General features: G+C 57.4%; 16 protein-coding genes. 7 read left to right on the top strand and 9 right to left on the bottom strand.

Annotation, left to right across the window (positions count from 1 at the left end):
• Positions 1-113: 113 nt before the first annotated feature.
• Positions 114-353 (top strand): septal ring assembly protein ZapB, encoded by a 240-nt coding sequence (gene zapB / locus VPX56_RS22385; protein WP_131635627.1) that lies wholly within the window; start codon positions 114-116, stop codon positions 351-353.
• Positions 354-437: 84 nt separating this feature from the next.
• Here zapB and rraA read toward each other — a convergent pair whose 3' ends face one another.
• From rraA to priA, 7 genes are all read right to left on the bottom strand, one after another.
• Positions 438-923: a ribonuclease E activity regulator RraA gene (rraA, locus tag VPX56_RS22380; protein ID WP_042718157.1), complete on the bottom strand. Its 486-nt coding sequence runs from the start codon at positions 921-923 to the stop codon at positions 438-440.
• 92 nt (positions 924-1015) lie between these two features.
• Positions 1016-1942, bottom strand: coding sequence for a 1,4-dihydroxy-2-naphthoate polyprenyltransferase (gene menA / locus VPX56_RS22375; RefSeq protein WP_131635628.1), 927 nt, complete (start codon positions 1940-1942; stop codon positions 1016-1018).
• A gap of 62 nt (positions 1943-2004) precedes the next feature.
• Complete coding sequence (gene hslU, locus VPX56_RS22370) at positions 2005-3339, bottom strand: HslU--HslV peptidase ATPase subunit (RefSeq protein WP_131635629.1); 1335 nt, start codon at positions 3337-3339, stop codon at positions 2005-2007.
• Positions 3340-3348: 9 nt separating this feature from the next.
• Positions 3349-3879, bottom strand: coding sequence for an ATP-dependent protease subunit HslV (gene hslV, locus VPX56_RS22365; protein WP_008501802.1), 531 nt, complete (start codon positions 3877-3879; stop codon positions 3349-3351).
• A 94-nt stretch (positions 3880-3973) separates the two neighbouring features.
• Positions 3974-4948: a cell division protein FtsN gene (gene ftsN / locus VPX56_RS22360; RefSeq protein ID WP_263610990.1), complete on the bottom strand. Its 975-nt coding sequence runs from the start codon at positions 4946-4948 to the stop codon at positions 3974-3976.
• Positions 4949-5041: 93 nt separating this feature from the next.
• Positions 5042-6067, bottom strand: a complete 1026-nt coding sequence (cytR, locus tag VPX56_RS22355; RefSeq protein ID WP_131635631.1) for a DNA-binding transcriptional regulator CytR — start codon at positions 6065-6067, stop codon at positions 5042-5044.
• A gap of 119 nt (positions 6068-6186) precedes the next feature.
• Positions 6187-8382 carry a primosomal protein N' gene (gene priA / locus VPX56_RS22350; protein WP_326468984.1) on the bottom strand — a complete coding sequence of 732 codons (2196 nt, stop codon included), beginning with the start codon at positions 8380-8382 and terminating at the stop codon, positions 6187-6189.
• A gap of 200 nt (positions 8383-8582) precedes the next feature.
• On the opposite strand from priA, the gene rpmE reads away from it, so the two are divergent.
• Both rpmE and VPX56_RS22340 read left to right on the top strand, forming a co-directional pair.
• The gene (rpmE, locus tag VPX56_RS22345) at positions 8583-8795 is read left to right on the top strand and encodes a 50S ribosomal protein L31 (RefSeq protein WP_003862040.1); all 213 of its coding nucleotides are present in this window, start codon (positions 8583-8585) and stop codon (positions 8793-8795) included.
• A gap of 315 nt (positions 8796-9110) precedes the next feature.
• A complete protein-coding gene (locus VPX56_RS22340) occupies positions 9111-9791 on the top strand; it encodes an oligogalacturonate-specific porin KdgM family protein (protein WP_326468982.1) in 681 nt (226 codons plus the stop codon).
• Between the two features lie 42 nt (positions 9792-9833).
• Here VPX56_RS22340 and metJ read toward each other — a convergent pair whose 3' ends face one another.
• Positions 9834-10151 carry a met regulon transcriptional regulator MetJ gene (metJ, locus tag VPX56_RS22335; RefSeq protein ID WP_007369220.1) on the bottom strand — a complete coding sequence of 106 codons (318 nt, stop codon included), beginning with the start codon at positions 10149-10151 and terminating at the stop codon, positions 9834-9836.
• Between the two features lie 276 nt (positions 10152-10427).
• On the opposite strand from metJ, the gene metB reads away from it, so the two are divergent.
• From metB to katG, 4 genes are all read left to right on the top strand, one after another.
• On the top strand, positions 10428-11588 hold the full coding sequence (metB, locus tag VPX56_RS22330; RefSeq protein ID WP_131635635.1) for a cystathionine gamma-synthase: 1161 nt from the start codon (positions 10428-10430) through the stop codon (positions 11586-11588).
• Between the two features lie 2 nt (positions 11589-11590).
• Positions 11591-14023, top strand: coding sequence for a bifunctional aspartate kinase/homoserine dehydrogenase II (locus VPX56_RS22325; protein WP_131635636.1), 2433 nt, complete (start codon positions 11591-11593; stop codon positions 14021-14023).
• A gap of 258 nt (positions 14024-14281) precedes the next feature.
• Positions 14282-15169 carry a methylenetetrahydrofolate reductase gene (metF, locus tag VPX56_RS22320; protein WP_131635637.1) on the top strand — a complete coding sequence of 296 codons (888 nt, stop codon included), beginning with the start codon at positions 14282-14284 and terminating at the stop codon, positions 15167-15169.
• A 146-nt stretch (positions 15170-15315) separates the two neighbouring features.
• Positions 15316-17496, top strand: coding sequence for a catalase/peroxidase HPI (gene katG / locus VPX56_RS22315; protein WP_326468975.1), 2181 nt, complete (start codon positions 15316-15318; stop codon positions 17494-17496).
• Positions 17497-17575: 79 nt separating this feature from the next.
• Here katG and gldA read toward each other — a convergent pair whose 3' ends face one another.
• Positions 17576-18679: a bifunctional L-1,2-propanediol dehydrogenase/glycerol dehydrogenase gene (gene gldA, locus VPX56_RS22310; RefSeq protein ID WP_131635639.1), complete on the bottom strand. Its 1104-nt coding sequence runs from the start codon at positions 18677-18679 to the stop codon at positions 17576-17578.
• Position 18680: the final 1 nt, after the last annotated feature.

Here is an 18680-nt window from a genome sequence, read left to right as displayed (position 1 = left end):
CGATCTGCGTGGCGTGTCGCTGGACACAGAGCGCCGCGCTCCATACAATCGACGGTATATGTCGTGCGCGTTTACGTTAAAGCGTCGCCTTGCAATTCAGGAGAGGTAGCATCATGTCTTTAGAAGTGTTTGAGAAACTGGAATCGAAAGTACAGCAGGCGATCGACACCATCACCCTGCTGCAGATGGAAATTGAAGAGCTGAAAGAGAAGAACAACTCCCTGGCACAGGAAGTTCAGAACGCTCAGAACGGCCGCGAAGAGCTGGAGCGCGAAAACAACCAGCTGCGCGAACAGCAGAACGGCTGGCAGGATCGCCTGCAGGCGCTGCTGGGACGTATGGAAGAAGTCTAATTCCCAACGGACCGCGATCCCGAGGAACAAAAAACCGCCACATTGCTGATGGCGGTTTTTTTATGGTTCACGCTTACTGGTTTGCTACTCGATATCCAGCGCATCCTCGGAAAGGATGATACCGGTATTGTCGGCGTAAAGATGGTCGCCGGAGAAGAAGGTCACGCCGCCGAAATTCACGCGCACGTCGCTCTCGCCGATGCCGTCGCCCGCTGCGCCTACCGGAATGGCCGCGATGGCCTGAATTCCGATATCCAGGTCTTCAAGATCGTCCACCTGGCGCACGGAGCCGTAGACCACGATGCCTTCCCACTCATTCTGGACGGCAATTCCCGCCAGTTCAGCATCAATCAATGCACGGCGCACGGAACCGCCGCCGTCGACCACCAGAACGCGGCCACGGCCGTTCTGTTCGAGCAGATCGTACAGCAACCCGTTATCCTCGAAACATTTCACCGTGATGATTTGTCCGCCAAACGACGACCGTCCACCAAAGTTGGAGAACAGCGGTTCAACGACGTTGACATCTTCCTGGTAGATGTCACAAAGCTCGGAGGTATCGTATTTCATAGGTTTAACGCTCTATTGCTGCGAATGTGTTCAGTATATCGTGCGAAACGCGTTGTTGGCAAAATCATCAATTGTTAATTGATATTTGTCAGTTAACTCAGCGTCTGGCTGAGGACAATCCCAATGACGAACAACAGGTTAGTCAGCAGCGCGCCTTTAACCGTGCGTTCCAGCATTGGCGGCATGGCGGCAGGGCTGAGCTCGCGCATCACGAACCGCGCCTGCTTAATCAGCAGCGGTGCAGCCAGCACAAACAGCCAACCCCACAGGCTGTGCAGGGAAAGCAGGTTAAACAGCGCCAGGCACGCCAGAGAACCCATCAGCAGGCAGGCGTGATAACGACGCGCGTTCACTGGCCCGAGGCGCACGGCCAGCGTGTTCTTGCCGTTCTCACGGTCGCTGTCGATATCGCGCAGGTTGTTGATATTCAGCACGGCTGTCGCCAGCAGGCCGCAGGCGGTGGCGGGCAGGAACAGGGCAGGAACGACGGTATGTGCCTGCAGGTACCAGCTTCCCATCACGCTCAGCCAACCGAAGAACACCAGCACGGAGATATCACCCAGCCCAATATAACCGTAAGGACGCGTGCCGACGGTGTAGGTAATGGCCGCGATAATCGCCAGCAAACCCAGCACCAGGAAGCCAATAAAATCGCTGGCGGTTTTAGACGCGACCGTGACCAGCGCCAGGCCGGACAAGCAAATCAGCACCACGGTGATTATCAGCGCGCGCTTCATTTGCGCCTGAGTAATAACGCCTTTCTGCATTCCGCGCAGCGGTCCGATGCGGTCGGGCTTGTCGCTGCCTTTCACCGCATCGCCATAGTCGTTGGCGAGGTTGGAGAGAATTTGCAGCAGGCCCGCGGTAATAAGCGCAAGCCCGGCGACCAGCGGATCGAAATGACCCTGCCACCAGGCGAGGGCGGTGCCGACAATAATCGCAGCGAATGCCAGAGGAAGTGTTTTTGGGCGCAAACTCTCGAGCCACGCCTGAGTACGGCTGATATCAGTCATAGTTATTTAGCCAATAAAAATGGGGGCATTAGCCCCCATCAACAGTGATGAAAATGCAATAACCGCGATTATAGGATAAAACGGCTCAGATCTTCATCTGCCACTAACGCATCCAGGTGTTTACCCACATAATCTGCGTCAATGGTAATGGTTTGACCGTTAAGGTCGCTCGCATCATAAGAGATATCTTCCACCAGTCGCTCCAGCACGGTGTGCAGACGACGCGCACCGATGTTTTCGGTGGTTTCGTTCACCTGCCATGCGGCCTGGGCGATACGTTTGATACCGTCTTCGGTGAACTCGATATTCACGCCTTCGGTCGCCATCAGCGCTTTGTACTGAACGGTAACAGAGGCGTTTGGCTCGGTCAGGATGCGCTCGAAATCTTCAGTGGTCAGCGCCTGCAGCTCAACGCGGATGGGCAGACGACCCTGCAGCTCAGGGATCAGGTCAGACGGGCTGGCAACCTGGAACGCACCTGAAGCGATGAACAGGATGTGGTCCGTTTTCACCATACCGTGCTTGGTAGAGACGGTGCAGCCTTCAACCAGCGGCAGCAGGTCGCGCTGAACGCCTTCGCGGGACACGTCCGGGCCGGAGCTGTTGCCGCCGCGCTTACAGATCTTATCGATTTCGTCGATAAACACGATGCCGTGTTGCTCAACCGCGTCGATCGCATCCTGCTTCAGCTCTTCCGGGTTCACCAGCTTCGCCGCTTCTTCTTCAATCAGGAGCTTCATCGCGTCTTTGATTTTCAGCTTGCGTGCCTTTTGCTTCTGGCCGCCCAGGTTCTGGAACATGGACTGCAGCTGGCTGGTCATCTCTTCCATGCCGGGAGGCGCCATGATTTCTACGCCCATTGGCGAGGCAGCAAGATCGATCTCAATCTCTTTGTCGTCCAGCTCGCCTTCACGCAGCTTCTTGCGGAATGCCTGGCGCGCGGCGGAAGGCTCAGCCTGCTGTTCAGACTGGCCCCAGTTGTTCTTCGCCGGTGGGATCAGCACGTCGAGAATACGCTCTTCGGCCATCTCTTCGGCGCGGTAGCGATTTTTCTCGATAGCCTGAACGCGCACCATCTTGATTGCCGAATCGGTCAGATCGCGGATGATGGAGTCCACTTCTTTACCCACGTAGCCCACTTCGGTGAATTTGGTGGCTTCCACCTTGATGAACGGCGCGTTAGCCAGCTTCGCCAGACGACGGGCGATTTCAGTTTTACCGACGCCGGTCGGGCCGATCATCAGAATGTTTTTCGGCGTCACTTCGTGGCGCAGCTCTTCATCAAGCTGCATACGACGCCAGCGGTTACGCAGGGCGATCGCCACGGAACGCTTGGCGTTGTCCTGGCCGATAATGTGTTTGTTCAGTTCGCTGACAATTTCGCGTGGGGTCATTTCAGACATGGGAGATCCTTACGCTTTGGAGGTCAATTCTTCGATGGTGTGGTTATGGTTGGTATAAATGCAGATATCACCTGCAATATCCAACGCCTTCACCGCGATATCGCGTGCGTTCATGTCGGTGTTTTCCAACAGCGCGCGGGCTGCAGCCTGGGCGTACGGGCCGCCAGAGCCGATGGCAATCAGGTCGTTTTCTGGCTGAATGACGTCACCGTTGCCGGTGATGATCAGCGAGGCGGTTTCGTCGGCCACGGCCAGCAGCGCTTCGAGCTTGCGCAGCATACGGTCGGTACGCCAGTCTTTTGCCAGCTCAACGGCGGCTTTCACCAGATGACCCTGGTGCATTTCCAGTTTGCGTTCAAACAGTTCAAACAGCGTGAAGGCGTCCGCCGTGCCGCCTGCAAAACCGGCGATCACTTTGTCGTTGTAAAGACGACGCACTTTCTTCACGTTGCCCTTCATGACGGTATTGCCCAGCGTGGCCTGGCCATCACCGGCGATTACCACATGGCCGTTACGGCGTACACTTACTATTGTTGTCACGAGCAGACCCCCTGGTTACAAATTCGGGAAACAGAAGCCCTGAGCCAGTGCTCAGGGCTGAATTAAATGATAGATGGGGGGGATTTTGGGGGTTTCAACCCCCGGAGGCGAGTCGAATGCAGTTTGTGTGACCGGCTACTTTCAAACGAGAGATAGTGCCGTCGGCATTCTCTTTGCCTTTAACCGGGCCAATCACCACGCGATTCCAGCCGTTATTGGTGGTAATGCGTGAATCAAACCCTTCAAAGGCCAGCTGAGCACGTACCGTTTCGGCCTGTTCTGCACCTTTAAACGAACCGCACTGCACCATCCAGCGGCGCTCGTCTTTCTTCTCAGCCGTTTGCTTCGGCGCTTCGGTCTCTTTGGTGACCGGCGCGGCCTGCTGCGTTTTCGGCTGCTGCGCGGTGGTGTGCGCTGGGGTCTGGAGCAGATCCTGATACGGCTGTGACGTTTGCTTTTGCGGCTGCGCTTTTGGCTGCTGAACAGGCTGAGATTGCACCGTGCGCACCTGCTGCTGTGGCTGTGCTTTCGGCTGCTGTACCGGCTGAGTTTGCGTCCACTGCTGCTGTTGCTGCTGCTGAATTTGCGCCTGGCGCTGACGCTGCAGCTGTAGCGTTTGCTGACGCTGCGCCGGCGTTTGTTCGTTCCACGGCACTTCATTCAGCTGCGTAGGCTGCTGACGCATATCGGCCTGCATCTGTGCCAGAAGCTGGCGCTGTTCGTCCGTCAGCTGATCGGCATTTTTCACTTCGCCACCGGCTGAAGGCTCGGTAGGCGCACGCACGCCAGGCTGGCGGCTTTCCAGCTCTTTAATATAGCGCCAGCGTTCTTCAGGCTTCGGCGGCAGGCCATTACCGGCCACCTTATTACCCTGAAGGGCCTCAGACTCTTCTTTTTTATGGTGCGTAATAAAGTACAGGCCGCCAATAAAGGCCACCAGTACAGCCGCAGCAATAGCGACCATTGCTGGCGAGACGGCAGGCAGGTTGCGTTGCTTGCTTTTTGAACTGCTCTTTTTGCGTCGCGAAGGTGCCGGCTGGCCGCGACGTACATAATCTCGTTGTGCCACTATCGTTTCGCTGTCTTTATTCGTTCGTCAGTCCGCCATGTTACTTAAGCGGCGGGGCTTTGACCAGATAAGGGTGTCCTAAAGGCATTTACTTTAAGTCAATGCCTGGGTAGAGCCGCGAATAATCAGTTCGCAGTCCAGCAGCCGCGAGCCGCTGCTAACTGTTTGACCGTGCAGTTGATCCAGCAGAAGCAGCATGGCTTCACGGCCAATCTGGTAACGCGGTTGGGCAACGGTGGTGAGCGGCGGATCGCAAAATTCTGAAAGCGAAATATTATCGAACCCGATAATCGACAGGTCTTTTGGCACGCGCAAACCCCGGCGTTTAGCATGGGAGAGCGCGCCCAGCGCCATCACGTCGCTATGGCAGAACACGGCCGTCGGCGGTTCAGGCAACGCCAGCAGCTTCTCGAGCGCTTGACCCCCCGCTTCAAAGGTAAAGTCACCGCGCGCAATGTAGTGTGGATCGACGATGGCACCGGTGCGGCGCAGCGCCTGAACGTAGCCCTGCAGGCGGTAGTGGCAGAGCGGCATCTCTTCCGGCCCGGCGATACAGCCAATGCGTTTATGCCCCAGCTCCTGGAGGTAATTCACGGCATTAAAGGCCGCCGTCAGGTTATCGATATGAACCGTCGGCAGCTCCAGTTCCGGCGCGAACTCGTTGGCCATCACCATTGGCGGCAAATTGCGCTGTTCTTCGATGCTGGCATCAAACGGCAGGCGGGAGCCAAGCAGCAGCATACCGTCAATCTGCTTGGTGATAATGAGGTCGATGAAGGTTTTTTCCTGCTGATTCTGGTGGGCGCAGTCGCCAATCAGCACCAGGTAGCCCTGCTCCGCAGCCGTCACTTCGATGCCGCGGATAATCTCGCTGAAGAAGGGATCGCAGATGTCCGGCACAATCACCAGGATAGTGCGCGACTCGTTGCGCTTCACGTTACGCCCCATCGCCTGCGGGAAATAGCCCACTTCCAGCGCAGCCTGTTCAACCCGGTTGCGGGTTGCCTGAGAGACTTTATCCGGGTTCATTAATGCGCGGGACACGGTTGCTGTAGAGACTTGTGCTTTCTCAGCAACGTCTTTCATGGTCGCCGTGGCAACCTCTTTCCTGGACTTCAACGTCTTCTCCTCGCCTGAACACCGAACTTCTGACGATCCCATTTTTACAGATAGTTAATGGAATCGGTTACAGAATTTTCATAAAAAGTGTGAGGAGCGTTAAATTTTTCGATCCGTATTCAGCCTTCAATCGGATCGACGTCAAGAACCCACTTCACTTTACGCGCTTCTGGCAGGGTATTGATGAGCGCCAGCGTGCCGCTGACGATGTGTTGTAAGCGTATGCGCGAAGGGTGCTGGAGCAAAAGCTGCCAGCGGAAGCGCCCGCCGCGTTTCGGGGCAAGCGCCGGAACCGGGCCCAATATCCACAGCTGATTATCCACCAGCGGGCTGGCCTGCAGGAGATTTCTTAGCTGCTGCAGAAAAAGCGGCGCCTGCTGGTTGTTATGATCTTCCGCGCGGATGATGACGTGGCTTGTCCACGGCGGCAGCTGCATGGTCTGGCGTTCGGCCAGCGCCTGTTCGGCAAAGGCGTCATAGCCTTTATGCAGCAAGGTTTGCAGCAGCGGATGATCCGGATGGTGCGTTTGCAGTACCACTTCGCCCTGCTTGCCCGCGCGTCCGGCACGCCCGGCCACCTGCGTATAAAGCTGGGCGAAGCGTTCGGCTGAACGGAAATCCGCTGAGAACAGCGCGCCGTCAACGTCCAGCAGGGCGACCAGCGTGACGTCCGGGAAGTGATGCCCTTTGGCCAGCATCTGGGTGCCAATCAGGATGCGTGCGCCACCGCGATGGACTTCCGCCAGCTGCTGTTCCAGCGCGCCTTTACGGCTGGTGGTGTCCCGGTCAATTCGGGAAATCGGCACGTCAGGGAAGAAGGGGCCAAGCACCTGTTCCAGCTGTTCCGTACCCAGACCGACCGGCACGATATGCGTTGAGCCGCACGACGGGCACTGGCGCGGCACCGGGCGCTGGCTGTCGCAGTGGTGGCAGCGCAAATGCCGCTGGGCCTGATGAAAAGTGTAGTAATGATCGCAGCGGGGGCATTCCGCAATCCAGCCGCAGTCGTGGCACAGCAGGGCGGGTGCGAATCCGCGCCGGTTCAGGAACAGAATCACCTGGTTGCCCGCCTGCAGGTGCTGGCGCATACGGGTAATCAATGCCGGCGCAAGCCCGGCCTGCACCTGCTGGCCTTTGAGATCCAGCACGTGCTGAATGGCCGGGCGCGCGTTCCCCGCGCGGCGCGTCAGGCGCAGCATGTGGTATTTACGCTGGCGAACGTTGTGCAGCGTTTCAAGGGCGGGCGTTGCGGAGCCGAGAATGATGGGTATTTGTTCGCTGTGGGCGCGATACACCGCCAGATCGCGGGCGTGATAGCGCCAGCCTTCCTGCTGTTTATAGGAGCTGTCGTGCTCTTCGTCGATCACGATAACGCCAAGATTTTTAAACGGCGTAAACAGCGACGAGCGGGTGCCGATCACAATCGCCGCTTCGCCGTTTTTGGCTTTGAGCCAGGCGCTGAGGCGTTCGCTGTCGTTTAGCCCGGAGTGCAGCACCTCAACGGGCGCGTTAAAGCGTTCGCGGAAGCGGGCGATGGTCTGCGGCGTCAGGCCAATTTCTGGCACCATCACCAGCGCCTGTTTGCCCTGAGCGAGCACGTTTTCCAGCACGCTCAGGTAGACTTCAGTTTTACCCGAGCCGGTGACGCCCGCCAGCAGCCAGGCGGAAAAATGGTCCGAGGCGCTGTGAATCGCCCCCACGGCGGTGGCCTGCTCGGTGTTCAGGCGCAGGCGATCGCCGGAGACGGAGAAGCCGTCGCGCCAGTCGTGAAGGGCGGGCGCTTCGCTTGCCAGTTCGCTCAGCCCTTTCTTTCTTAATGCCTGTAGCGCGGCTTCGCTCACCTCAAGCTCGTCGACCTGATGCCGCCAGATTTTCCCCTGACGCAGTGCCGCGAGCGCCTGCTGCTGTTTCTGCGAACGCTTCAGGCTGTTAATGTCCACGGCCTGACCCTGCTCGGTAGCAAACCAGTACCACATTGGCGCATGGCTGGCGCTTTTGCCCTGGCGCAGCATGATCGGCAGGGCGTGGAACAGGACGTCGCCAATGGGGTGGTGATAATAATCCGCCGCCCACAGCAGAAGTCGCCAGGTGCTGGTGGAGTAAACCGGCTCGCTGTCCAGTACCTCAACAACCGATTTCAACTCATTGAGCGGCAACTCGCTTTTCTCGCTGACGGAAACCACGATCCCCACGCGCTGCTGTTTGCCAAACGGCACGGTCACGCGGCAGCCCGCTTTGGCGCTCATGCTGTCGGGCAGCAGATAGTCAAAGGTGCGGGGGAGCGGAACGGGCAGGGCAACGTGAGCGACGGGCATCGAATCTTCCTGACTTGAAAAGTGGCGCGTTAGTATACACATTAGTGAAAGCGGCGTGCGGATCAGTTTGCATACGCTGGTCAAATTCTGTATGATTCGCCGCCTTTGGTGTATATTACGCCAGAGAAATTACATTCAACATCGCGTGGTGTCTGGCGTTAGGGCTGGAAGAGCGACGCGGCCTTAACTGAGGTTCTCCCATGAAAAAAGATATTCACCCGAAATACGAAATGATTACTGCAAACTGCTCTTGCGGTAACTCTATCCAGATCCGCTCCACCGTGGGTCACGATCTGAACCTGGACGTGTGCGGCAAATGCCACCCGTTCTACACTGGTAAGCAGCGTGATGTTGCAACCGGTGGCCGTGTTGACCGCTTCAACAAGCGTTTCAGCATCCCGGGCGCTAAATAAGCATCCAGAAGAAGCCGCCTTCGGGCGGTTTTTTTGTGCCTGTAATATCCCTCCTGAATAAATTCTTATATTATATTTGCCTCTCAAATAATTAATAACGCGCGGCCGGTTTTAATATATTTGTCTGGTGTATTCTTTAACGGATAGTGAACTGCATCTTCATTTTCTTGAGTTCTTTGCCACAATTATTCTTTGTGTGTCAAAAAATAAAAGGTTTCCCTCAATTTGTAAAATTACACTTCGCTCGACATCAATTCTTATTTGCCATTTCAAACAAAATGGCTTTCAGGGCGTGTTTACTTCGAGGGAAATGTTATGAAATTGAAGCAACTCTTATTTGTGCTGCCATTAATCTCCTGCGCGGCGCAGGCGGGGTATGTGGATTACCGACACGAGTATTACGACGACGGGCGTAACTACGACCGTGTGTACATGTCGCACCGCTTTGGCACCGGCTTTGGCGTCGCCGTTGAGGCGGTATCGCGTTCCGATAATAAGCAGTCAAACGACGCGCTTAATAATATGGAAAGTAACAGCAACGAATATACCGCCAGCTACCAGTTCACCTGGCATGGATTTATCTGGCAGCCGGGCGTCGCCGTTGAAATGGGCGACGATATGGCTATCTACAAGCCTTATTTACGCGTGCAGTATAATATTAACGACAGCTGGTGGACGGCGTTCCGCTATCGTACGGAATACACCCGCCGCAATGCGGACGGTAAAGATGACCGTATGGTTTATCGTCCGGAAATGTGGCTGGGATATAATATTGATAACTGGATGTTCGAGCTAAACGGTATTTATAAATTTGCCGACAACGAAGATTTGTACAACAACAAAAAAGAAGATTACGAATATAACTTCCGCGTGGCGTATAACATCGACTCGTGGATACCGTTTGTGGAGGTAGGTAACGTCTCCTCCGGCTATAACACCGCCACCAGTGACGATCGCCAGACGCGCCTGCGCGTTGGCTTAGGCTATAACTTCTGAGAAACCATCCCGCTGAGCACTCTCAGCGGGATCGCACCGCAGTTAGTATTCCCACGTATCCGGGTCGATACCCAGTTCACGCATGATCACCTTCGCCTCTTCCGGGATTTCATCACTGCGCTCTTTGCGCAGATCTTCATCGTTCGGCAACGGTTGACCGGTAAACGCATGCAGGAACGCTTCGCACAGCAGTTCACTGTTGGTCGCATGACGCAGGTTGTTCACCTGACGACGCGTACGTTCATCGGTGAGGATCTTCAACACCTTCAGAGGAATGGAAACCGTAATTTTCTTTACTTGTTCACTCTTCTTACCGTGCTCAGCGTATGGGCTGATATATTCGCCGCTCCATTCAGCCATGAGATACCTTTAATCCTCTCAGTCATTTATCTAAAGGTGCAAAACCTGTAAACGCCCGTTTTGAACCGTAATCTTGCCTAGTTTACCGTAGAGACGATACCGTGGCACGGATATTGCCGCTGCAGCGTGCACTAAAGCATATAATTTTAACGGCTATTTGCGCATTGCTCAATCTATACGCAAAGAAGTTTAGATGTCCAGATGTATTGACGTCCATACTTTCAATGTTTACTCTGGTGCCTGACTTTTCACCTCTTTCGCCAGGAAGCCTTCACCATGACGCGTAAACAGGCCACCATCGCAGTGCGTAGCGGATTGAACGATGACGAACAGTACGGCTGCGTTGTCCCGCCGATTCATCTTTCCAGTACCTACAATTTCACCGGATTTAATGAACCCCGCGCGCATGACTACTCGCGCCGTGGCAACCCAACGCGTGACGTGACCCAGCGCGCGCTGGCGGAGCTGGAAGGTGGCGCTGGCGCGGTATTAACCAATACCGGCATGTCCGCCATCCACCTGGTGACGACGGTGTTCCTGAAGCCTGGCGATCTGCTGGTTGCGCCGCACGACTGTTACGGCGGCAGCTATCGCCTGTTTGATAGCCTGGCGAAGCGCGGCTGCTATCGCGTGCTGTTTGTCGATCAAAACGACGAGCAGGCGCTAAAACAGGCGCTGGCCGAGCAGCCGAAGCTGGTTCTGGTAGAAAGTCCAAGCAACCCATTGTTGCGCGTTGTCGACATTGCGAAAATTTGTCAGCTCGCAAGGGATGCGGGAGCGATAAGTGTAGTGGATAATACGTTCCTCAGTCCGGCCCTTCAGAACCCGTTAGCACTGGGTGCCGATCTTGTATTGCATTCATGCACTAAATATCTGAACGGTCATTCTGACGTGGTGGCAGGCGTGGTGATTGCAAAAGATCCCGACGTTGTCACTGAACTGGCATGGTGGGCCAATAACATTGGCGTCACCGCGAGCGCCTTCGACAGCTACCTGCTGCTGCGCGGCATCCGCACCCTGTCGCCACGCATGGAAGTGGCGCAGCGCAATGCCCAGGCGATCGTCGATTTCCTGAAAACCCAGCCGCTGGTGAAGAAGCTCTATCACCCGTCGCTGCCGGAAAATCAGGGGCACGAGATTGCCGCGCGCCAGCAGAAGGGATTTGGCGCGATGTTAAGTTTTGAACTGGACGGTGACGAGCAAACGCTGCGTCGCTTCCTGAGCGGGCTGTCATTGTTTACGCTGGCGGAATCATTAGGTGGGGTTGAAAGCTTGATCTCCCACGCCGCGACCATGACGCACGCAGGTATGGCACCGGAAGCACGTGCCGCCGCCGGGATTTCCGAGACGCTGCTGCGTATCTCGACCGGTATTGAAGATTCTGAAGATTTAATTGCCGATCTGGAAAATGGCTTCCGGGTCGCAGCCAAGGGGTAATCATGAGTGTGATAGCGCAGGCAGGGGCGAAGGGTCGTCAACTGCACAAGTTTGGTGGTAGTAGTCTTGCTGACGTGAAGTGTTACCTGCGCGTTGCAGGGATCATGACCGAGTATTCACAGCCGGGTGACATGATGGTTGTCTCGGCGGCGGGCAGCACCACTAACCAGTTGATCAGCTGGCTGAAACTGAGCCAGACCGATCGCCTTTCTGCGCATCAGGTGCAACAGTCCTTACGTCGTTACCAGAGCGAGCTGATTGCCGGCCTGCTGCCTGCGGACGTGGCGGACGGGCTGATTAGCGCCTTCACGCACGATCTTGAGCGCCTGGCGGCCCTGCTGGACAGCGGCATTACCGACGCGGTCTATGCCGAAGTGGTGGGCCACGGTGAAGTGTGGTCCGCGCGCCTGATGGCCGCCGTGCTGCAACATCTGGGCGTGGAGGCGGCCTGGCTCGACGCGCGTGATTTTCTGCGCGCCGAACGCGCCGCGCAGCCGCAGGTGGATGAAGGGTTGTCCTACCCGCTGCTGCAACAGCTGCTGGTGCAGCATCCGGGCAAACGCATTGTTGTCACCGGCTTTATCAGCCGCAGCAACGCGGGCGAAACCGTGCTGCTGGGCCGTAACGGCTCGGACTACTCGGCAACGCAAATCGGTGCCCTGGCGGGCGTGTCCCGTGTCACCATCTGGAGCGACGTGGCCGGCGTATACAGCGCGGACCCGCGCAAGGTGAAAGATGCCTGCCTGCTGCCGCTGCTGCGTCTGGACGAAGCCAGCGAGCTGGCGCGCCTGGCGGCACCGGTACTGCACGCCCGTACGCTGCAGCCGGTTTCCGGCAGCGATATCGACCTGCAGCTGCGCTGCAGCTATACCCCGGATCAAGGCTCTACCCGTATCGAACGCGTACTGGCCTCCGGTACGGGCGCGCGTATTGTTACCAGCCATGATGACATTTGTCTGATTGAGTTCCAGGTGCCGTCGGGCCAGGACTTCAGGCTGGCGCATAAAGATATCGACCTGATTCTGAAGCGTGCGCAGGTGCGTCCGCTGGCCGTTGGCGTTCATAACGACCGCCAGCTCTTGCAGTTCTGCTACACCGCCGAAGTGGCGGACAGCGCCCTGAAAATTCTGGATGAAGCGGGCCTGCCGGGCGAGCTTCGCCTGCGTCAGGGTCTGGCCCTGGTGGCGATGGTGGGCGCGGGCGTCACCCGTAACCCGCTGCACTGCCACCGCTTCTGGCAACAGCTGAAAGGCCAGCCGGTGGAGTTCACCTGGCAGTCGGAAGAGGGCATCAGCCTGGTGGCCGTTCTGCGTAAGGGCCCAACCGAAAGCCTGATTCAGGGCCTGCACACCTCCCTGTTCCGCGCCGAAAAACGCATTGGCCTGGTGCTGTTCGGCAAAGGCAATATTGGTTCCCGCTGGCTGGAGCTGTTCGCCCGCGAGCAGGAAACGCTTTCTGCGCGTACGGGATTTGAATTTATTCTGGCAGGCGTGGTGGACAGCCGCCGCAGCCTGCTGAACTACGAAGGGCTGGACGCCAGCCGCGCGCTGGCCTTCTTTAACGATGAAGCGGTCGAGCAGGATGAAGAGTCCCTGTTCCTGTGGATGCGCGCACACCCGTATGACGATCTGGTGGTGCTGGACGTGACGGCCAGCGAGCAGCTTGCGGATCAGTATCTGGATTTCGCCAGCCACGGCTTCCACGTCATCAGCGCCAACAAGCTGGCGGGGGCGAGCAGCACCGATAAATACCGCCAGATCCACGACGCGTTTGAAAAGACCGGTCGTCACTGGCTCTACAATGCCACCGTTGGCGCGGGGCTGCCGGTTAACCACACCGTTCGCGACCTGATTGAAAGCGGCGACAGCATTCTGGCGCTGAGCGGCATCTTCTCCGGCACGCTCTCCTGGCTGTTCCTGCAGTTTGACGGCACCGTGCCGTTTACCGACCTGGTGGATCAGGCGTGGCAGCAGGGCTTAACCGAGCCCGATCCGCGCGTGGACCTCGCCGGGAAAGACGTGATGCGCAAGCTGGTGATCCTGGCGCGTGAAGCGGGTTATGACATTGAACCGGGTCAGGTTCGCGTAGAGTCGCTGGTGCCTGCGGGCTGTGAGGAAGGGTCTGTGGATCACTTCTTCGAAAACGGCGACGAGCTGAACGAGCAGATGGTACAGCGTCTGGAAGCCGCCAACGAGATGGGCCTGGTGCTGCGCTACGTGGCGCGTTTCGAGGCGAACGGTAAAGCGCGCGTAGGCGTGGAGGCGGTGCGTCCTGAACATCCGCTGGCGGCACTGCTGCCGTGCGATAACGTCTTCGCTATCGAAAGCCGCTGGTACCGCGATAACCCGCTGGTGATCCGCGGCCCGGGCGCGGGGCGCGATGTGACTGCCGGGGCGATCCAGTCCGACATTAACCGCCTGGCTAAGCTGCTGTAACACCCCTCACCCCGGCCCTCTCCCCAAAGGGGCGAGGGTGTCATTGTTCCCTCTCCCCTTTGGGGAGAGGGTTAGGGTGAGGGGCCTTCTCACCCTCATCCTGAATTTCTCTCATCTTCCCTGAGCAATCCTCACCGTTATTGTTGATTATTTCTGTTGACGCCACTCCGCTTTTCCGTCATTTTTACATCTGGACGTCTAAACGTATAGAAGTTCACAACACAACAAACAACGACATGCGATTGATAGAGGTAAGGTATGAGCTTTTTTCACGCCAACCAGCGGGAAGCCCTGAATCAGAGCCTGGCCGAAGTAAACGGCCAGATTAACGTCTCTTTTGAATTTTTCCCGCCGCGCACCAGTGAAATGGAGCAAACCCTGTGGAGCTCTATCGATCGCCTGAGCAGCCTGAAGCCGAAGTTTGTCTCCGTGACCTACGGCGCTAACTCCGGCGAGCGTGACCGTACGCACAGCATCATCAAAGGCATTAAAGATCGTACCGGTCTGGAAGCGGCACCGCACCTGACCTGTATCGACGCCACGCCTGACGAACTGCGCGCGATCGCCCAGGATTACTGGAATAACGGCATTCGCCACATTGTCGCCCTTCGCGGCGACCTGCCGCCGGGGAGCGGTAAGCCGGACATGTACGCCACCGATCTGGTCGCGCTGCTGAAAGACGTGGCCGACTTCGATATCTCCGTTGCCGCTTACCCTGAAGTCCACCCGGAAGCGAAAAGCGCGCAGGCGGATCTGCTTAACCTCAAGCGTAAAGTGGACGCTGGTGCAAACCGCGCCATTACGCAGTTCTTCTTTGACGTGGAAAGCTATCTGCGCTTTCGCGATCGCTGCGTCTCGGCGGGTATCGACGTCGAAATTATTCCGGGTATTCTGCCGGTGTCGAACTTCAAGCAGGCGAAGAAATTTGCCGATATGACCAACGTGCGTATTCCTCACTGGATGTCAAAAATGTACGAGGGGCTGGACGATGACCCGGAAACCCGCAAGCTGGTGGGTGCCAATATCGCGATGGACATGGTGAAGATCCTCAGCCGCGAAGGGGTGAAGGACTTCCACTTCTATACCCTGAACCGCGCGGAGATGAGCTACGCCATTTGTCATACTCTCGGCGTTCGTCCGGCGTAACCAGTAAAAAGCCCTCATAAAGTGAGGGCTTTTTAGTCAGATGAAAAGTTAAAAGGTATTAACTATCGAATCTGTGGATTAATTCAACTATATCTTATTGCTAGTGGTGTATATCGTAACGGTAATACTCTAAAGGGAGCATAGCGATGAGCACGTCAGACGATACCAATAATGCGGCATCAGCCGGTAAATGCCCGTTTCATCAGGGCGGCGTCGATCACAGCGCGGGTGCAGGCACCGGCAGTAAAGAGTGGTGGCCAAAACAACTCCGCATCGACCTTCTGAACCAACATTCCAACCGTTCTAACCCATTGGGTGAAGACTTCGACTACCGCAAAGAATTTAGCAAGCTCGATTACTCTGCTCTCAAGGGCGATCTCAAAGCCCTCCTGACCGATTCACAGCCCTGGTGGCCAGCCGACTGGGGCAGCTACGCGGGCCTGTTTATTCGTATGGCCTGGCACGGTGCGGGTACCTATCGTTCCGTTGACGGACGCGGCGGTGCCGGACGCGGACAACAGCGCTTTGCGCCGCTGAACTCCTGGCCTGATAACGTGAGTCTAGATAAGGCGCGTCGTCTTCTGTGGCCTATCAAGCAAAAATACGGACAAAAAATCTCCTGGGCCGACCTGTTTATCCTCGCGGGCAACGTGGCGCTGGAGAACTCCGGCTTCCGCACCTTTGGTTTTGGTGCCGGGCGTGAAGACGTCTGGGAACCGGATCTGGACGTGAACTGGGGCGATGAAAAAGCCTGGCTGGCCCACCGTGACCCGGAAGCGCTGGCGAAGCGTCCTCTGGCCGCCACCGAAATGGGCCTGATTTACGTTAACCCGGAAGGGCCAAACGCCAGCGGTGAGCCGCTGTCTGCGGCGGCTGCTATCCGCGCCACCTTCGGCAACATGGGCATGAACGATGAAGAGACCGTGGCGCTGATTGCGGGCGGCCATACTCTCGGTAAAACCCACGGTGCGGGTGAAGCGACCCATGTTGGCACCGACCCGGAAGCGTCACCGATTGAAGCGCAGGGCCTGGGCTGGGCCAGCACGCTCGGCACCGGTATCGGCGCAGACGCCATCACCTCTGGTCTGGAAGTCATCTGGTCACAAACGCCGACCCAGTGGAGCAACTACTTCTTCGAGAACCTGTTCAAATTCGAATGGGTACAGACCCGCAGCCCGGCAGGTGCGATTCAGTTTGAGGCGGTAGATGCGCCAGAGATCATGCCTGACCCGTTCGACCCGTCGAAAAAACGCAAGCCAACCATGCTGGTCACCGACCTGACGCTGCGTTTTGACCCGGAATTCGAGAAAATTTCCCGCCGCTTCCTGAACGATCCGCAGGCCTTTAACGAAGCCTTCGCGCGCGCGTGGTTCAAGCTGACCCACCGCGATATGGGGCCAATCTCTCGCTACCTTGGGCCGGAAGTGCCGAAAGAAGAACTGATTTGGCAGGATCCGCTGCCGCAGCCGTTCTTCCATCCAACCGCAGCGGATATTGAAAGCCTGAAATCGGATATTGCGGCTTCCGGCCTGTCCGTGAGCGAGCTGGTGTCCGTGGCGTGGGCGTCTGCGTCGACCTTCCGCGGTGGTGATAAGCGCGGTGGGGCAAACGGTGCGCGTCTGGCGCTTGCGCCTCAGCGCAGCTGGGATGTCAACGCCGCAGCGGTGCGCGCTCTGCCGGTACTGGAAGAGATTTATAAGTCCGCTCACAAAGCCTCACTGGCCGACATCATCGTGCTGGCGGGCGTTGTCGGCGTTGAGCAGGCAGCGAAAGCCGCAGGCGTCTACGTCAACGTACCGTTCACGCCGGGCCGCGTCGATGCGCGTCAGGACCAGACGGATATCGAGATGTTTAACCTGCTCGAACCGGTTGCCGACGGCTTCCGCAACTACCGTGCGCAGGTGGATGTGTCCACCACCGAGTCGCTGCTGATCGACAAAGCCCAGCAGCTGACGCTGACCGCGCCGGAACTGACGGTGCTGATCGGCGGCCTGCGCGTGTTGGGTGCCAACTTTGACGGCAGCAAGAATGGCGTGTTCACAGACCGTGAGGGCGTGCTGAGCACCGATTTCTTCGTGAATCTGCTGGACATGAACACCCAGTGGAAGGCGACCGACGAATCTAATGAACTGTTTGCCGGTAGCGACCGCGCCAGCGGTGAAGTGAAATACACCGCGACCCGCGCCGATCTGGTATTCGGCTCCAACGCCGTCCTGCGCGCGCTGGCCGAAGTTTACGCCAGCAGCGATGCCAGCGAGAAGTTCGTTCGGGACTTCGTGGCAGCATGGGCGAAGGTGATGGATTTGGATCGGTTTGACCTGAAGTAATAGCAATCCCCGCCGCGGCGGGGATTTTTTTGTCAAAAATGTAGGCCGGGTAAGGCGTAGCCGCCACCCGGCTATTTCGTTACTCCCACTCCTGTAAGAACCGCTGCCCGTACTGGTCGGCCACCAAAAGCGCCGCGTAAACCTGATCCGGCGACACGCCGCCCGGCATGTTGTGGATGGTTTCACCTTCCGCGCAGGACGCTTCCGCTATCAGACGCATTTTGGCGGGAATATCCTCTTTGATGTTCAGCTGTGCCAGGGTGATCGGCAGCCCCACGCTGTGGCAAAGCGCGGCAACGGTCTCTATTTCTTCTACCGGCGCGTTTTCCAGCACCAGCTGCGTCAGCGTGCCGAACGCCACTTTTTCGCCGTGATAGAAGTGATGCGCATCCGGCACCGCGGTCATCCCGTTGTGAATGGCATGAGCCGCCGCCAGTCCGCCGCTTTCGAAACCGACACCGCTGAGATAGGTGTTCGCTTCGATAATGCGTTCCAGCGCGGGCGTCACCACGTGCTGTTCCGCCGCGAGCATCGCCTTCTCACCCTCTTCAACCAGCGTGTTGTAGCACAGCTCGGCCAGGGCTAATGCCGCCTGCGTGCACTTGCCGCCCGCCATGGTGGTGGCACCGCTGCGCGAGCAGGCGCGTGCTTCAAACCAGGTTGCCAGCGCATCGCCAATCCCGGCAGCCAGCAGGCGCGCGGGCGCGCCCGCCACCACTTTGGTATCAACAATGACCATGTTCGGGTTGTGCGGCAGCATCAGGTAGCGATCGAATTCACCGCTGTCGGTGTAAATCACGGAAAGGGCGCTGCACGGGGCGTCGGTGGAGGCGATGGTAGGGGCAATCGCAACGGGCACATTCATAAAGTGGGCAAGCGCTTTGGCGGTATCCAGCGTTTTACCGCCGCCGATACCCAGCACAGCCATGCAGTCGGCACTGTCGGCCAGCTTTTTCAAGCGCTCGATTTCATTTTGTGAACATTCGCCGCCAAACGGCGCGATTTCGGCGTGCAGCTCTGCCTGTTTAAAGCTCTGGCGCAGGGTTTCTTCGGCAAAGCCCAGCACAAATTTATCGCCAACAACCAGCCAGCGCTGCGCCAGCGGTTTTAGATAGTCGCCGAGACGGGTAAGCACATCAGCGCCCTGGATGTATTTCCCAGGCGATTGAATGATACGGTCCATA

The organism is Enterobacter wuhouensis (assembly GCF_035835995.1).
GTDB classification, from domain to species: domain Bacteria; phylum Pseudomonadota; class Gammaproteobacteria; order Enterobacterales; family Enterobacteriaceae; genus Enterobacter; species Enterobacter wuhouensis.
This window is presented reverse-complemented; position numbering and strand designations above follow the sequence as displayed.